Consider the following 3182-nt stretch of genomic DNA (forward strand, 5'->3'; position numbering starts at 1 on the left):
GTGGGGCTCGCTGGAACCGGTCAAGTCTGCCGACATCATCGGGATGTTCGAGAAGCGCGGCTACACACTGGTCGGGCAGTACGACGAACCGCTCGTGCGCGACGGCCGGCAGGTGAACGTGCTGAAGAGGCGGTGAACCCTCTATGCCGCCTGAAACAATCCCGTTTCGACATACTTCAGGTACAGGTTGACGGCCTCGATCGTTGCGCGATAAGTCGGTTCTGGGAGGGGGAGTCCGAGGTCACTCCAGGTGAACTCACAGGCCTCACCATCACTTCCGTGCACACGGGCCGATGGCGCAAGCACCCAGAAACACAGCGCAAACGCATGCACGACATCGCCGTTCGGATATCGCACGATGTGAACCGTCGGATCTGAGATGCTCGCAAACGGCGTGAGATCCGACTCCTCGACAGCTAAACCAGTTTCCTCGAGGAGTTCCTTGACCGCGGTGCGTCTGAACGAGTCGCCCGGTTCGCATGCGCCCGCCGGTAATGCCCATTCGAGGGTATCTGAACGGCGTTGGAACAGCGCTTGCCCTGAACCGTCAAGTACAAGGACTTGAGCACCCGGGCTCACCAAGAGATCATGCCCGACATACTTGCGAAGTCGTCCCAGATAGCTGTCCGCAAATCCAGCTGACTCTGTCATGCTCCGCTCGTTTGGAGCTCGCGTTCGCGGTCGCTTCGCGCGATGCAGAACTCGTTGCCCTCGGGATCGAGCAGCGTGACCCAGCCGGCCCCTTCGGCGGTTAGGTGATCCTCGTACAGCATCGCGCCGAGGGCGAGGATTCGCTCCACCTCGTCGTCTCGGGTCCGATCGGCGGGAACCCAGTCGAAGTGGATCCGGTTTTTCCCGGCCTTGCCCTCGGGTACCCGGATGAACAGCAGGCCGGGCACGGGCCGCGGAGCCTCGATCAGGACCTCGGGGTCGCCCGGCCCGTCCACATCCGACACCTGCCACCCAGTGACCTTGCTCCAGAATGTCGCGAGCTCGTAAGGATCGGCACAGTCAATGGTGAGATGGCGAAGGATCATGCCGCTGGACCCTACCGCCCGTTATCGAGATCCGGCCGGAGTTTGTCAGGGAGTGACGGGTAGGCGACCATTGCGGGGCTGAGGCAGATCTGGGAGAGGGTCGGTGGGATGCCGGGATACTGGTCGGCCGTACGACGGTGGCTCGCGACCGCATCCCTGGTAGCGGTGCAGATGCTGACGGCGGCGGCTGTGGTGGCGGGTGCCTTGTGGATCGCTGTCCGCCCAGGCAATCAGACCTTGCAACTGCCGGCATCGGTCATGGCGGGGGCGACGCTCGAGGGGGTGCGCCCCAGTGAGACCGGGGATGTGGATCCGCGGCTCGCAGCGGCGGTGGACGCGCTCCTGGCGCGGCGCGGCAAGGCGACGCGGACCAACAACCTCGCGCTCTTCCTGCGGGACGTAAGTCCGGACTTGAGAGCCGAGCAACGGCGGCTGTTCGCCAACATGGGGGCCATCGGAATGGCGGTCACCTATCGGCGGGCCGAGCCTTGGGACGACAACCAGGCGATGCAGCGGTTCGGACCGGCGACCGGGACTTTCCGGGTGAGCATGCGGTACCAACTCGTCGGTACGAGGCTGCCGCAGGCGGCGACGGACGTCGGGTACACGTTCACCGTGCGGTCAGGTCGGCTCTATCTGGTCGATGACAACGACCTGAATTTGCAGCTCGGGGCCGGGCGGATGCCGTGGGACTTCGGCCCGATCAACGTGATCCGGCGGCCGGGCGCGATGGTGATAGTGACTGCGGGCGAGGGCAGGCTCGGCGAGCGGATCGCGGCGGACACGGTCCAGGTGGAAAAGCGCGTCCGCAAGCTTTGGCCGGGGCCGTTGCAGCGCGTGCCGGTGATCGTCGCGATGACCGATCGGCGGGTGCTGACCGGGATGCCGCCGACTCTGGACGGTGCGGAGCCAGCGGTGGTGGAGCCGATGCCGAGCCCTGCCATTGACGGTCGGCCAGTCGGCGGCTGGGTCGTGGTCAAGCCGGACAGCCGGCAGTTGTTCGACCGGGTCGAGCTGGCACATGCACTGGTGCATCTCCTGCCGGTGCGACTCGGTGACGAAGCGCCGCGGTGGCTCGCCGAGGGCCTGGCCGAGTACGCCGGGAACCAGCAACTGGTGCTCGCCGGCAAGAAGGTCAAGGTCACCGAGAAGCTCAGTGTGGTCAGCAAGCAGGCGCTGGGCGAGCTGACCGCGTTGCCGGCGGACGACGCATTCAGCGGCGCGAACAGTACGGATAGTTACGACATCAGCTGGCTGGCGGTCGACCATCTGATCAAAGAGGTGGGCACCCGCCCGGTCACCGACTTCTATCTGCAGGTCGCCCGCCGGGGCTACTCGCCGAGCATCCGCGAGCGGCTGCTGGAGGAAAGGACCGGCTTCACCGAGCAGGACCTAGTGGAGTCGCTTCGGAGCCTGGCCGGGTGACTTGGCGTCGGCCCGATGCTGAACCAGCCGGGCAGCGCCAGTACGCTGGCGCCTGACAGCACTGGAACGACAGGGCCTGAATTCCAAGGGAACCCGAGGAGAAGACCGCGTGACTTCCCACCGTCCTGCGGCGGTCATCATCATGGCCGCCGGACTGGGGACCCGGATGAAATCCGCCACCCCCAAGGTCCTGCACGAGATCGGCGGGCGCAGTCTCGTCGGGCACGCGATGGTCACCGCCCGGGCACTCGCGCCGGAGCATCTTGTCGTTGTTGTCGGCACCGGCAGGGAGCATGTCGAGGCCCATCTGGCCAAGATCGACCCGGACGCCCGCACCGCCTTCCAGGAGCAGCAACTAGGCACCGGGGACGCCGTACGAGCCGGGCTCACCGCCGTACCGGAGGTGGACGGGGCGATCGTCGTCACTTCCGGCGACGTGCCGCTGCTGCGGGCCGAGACGCTGCAGGAGTTGCTCGCCGAGCACCAGAGCGGCGGGAACGCGGTCACCGTGCTGACCGCGCGGGTGCCGGACCCGACCGGCTACGGGCGGATCCTGCCCGGCGAGGACGGCAGTGTCGCCGGCATCGTCGAGCACAAAGACGCCAGCCCGGAGCAGCGCCAGATCGACGAGATCAACGCCGGCATCTACGTCTTCGACGCGGCCACACTGCGTGACGGGCTGAGTCGGATCACCACGGAAAACGCGCAGGGTGAGCTGTA

General features: G+C 66.3%; 4 protein-coding genes. 2 read left to right on the forward strand and 2 right to left on the reverse strand.

All coding sequences use genetic code 11. The annotated features are described in order from the left end of the window. Positions 1-141: 141 nt before the first annotated feature. Both QOH60_RS28655 and QOH60_RS28660 read right to left on the reverse strand, forming a co-directional pair. Positions 142-651, reverse strand: coding sequence for an NUDIX domain-containing protein (locus QOH60_RS28655; protein WP_526425278.1), 510 nt, complete (start codon positions 649-651; stop codon positions 142-144). Further along, positions 648-1037: a VOC family protein gene (locus QOH60_RS28660; RefSeq protein WP_526425279.1), complete on the reverse strand. Its 390-nt coding sequence runs from the start codon at positions 1035-1037 to the stop codon at positions 648-650. The genes QOH60_RS28655 and QOH60_RS28660 overlap by 4 nt, the downstream gene beginning before the upstream one ends. 108 nt (positions 1038-1145) lie before the next feature. On the opposite strand from QOH60_RS28660, the gene QOH60_RS28665 reads away from it, so the two are divergent. Beyond that, entirely contained in the window at positions 1146-2462 is a 1317-nt protein-coding gene (locus tag QOH60_RS28665) for a hypothetical protein (protein ID WP_526425280.1), read from the forward strand. A 109-nt stretch (positions 2463-2571) separates the two neighbouring features. Next, positions 2572-3182 (forward strand): NTP transferase domain-containing protein (locus QOH60_RS28670; protein WP_526425281.1); only part of this gene is annotated, 611 nt, incomplete at its 3' end.

Origin of the sequence: Mycobacterium sp. (assembly GCF_032159765.1) — a bacterium.
In the GTDB taxonomy this organism is placed as follows: domain Bacteria; phylum Actinomycetota; class Actinomycetes; order Mycobacteriales; family Mycobacteriaceae; genus Mycobacterium.

What these genes read in the sequence shown, in the direction of transcription:
- QOH60_RS28665 (WP_526425280.1), top strand. Translation starts at nt 1,146, where the DNA reads ATGCCGGGATACTGGTCGGCCGTACGACGGTGGCTCGCGACCGCATCC.
- QOH60_RS28660 (WP_526425279.1), bottom strand. Translation starts at nt 1,037, where the DNA reads ATGATCCTTCGCCATCTCACCATTGACTGTGCCGATCCTTACGAGCTC.
- QOH60_RS28655 (WP_526425278.1), bottom strand. Translation starts at nt 651, where the DNA reads ATGACAGAGTCAGCTGGATTTGCGGACAGCTATCTGGGACGACTTCGC.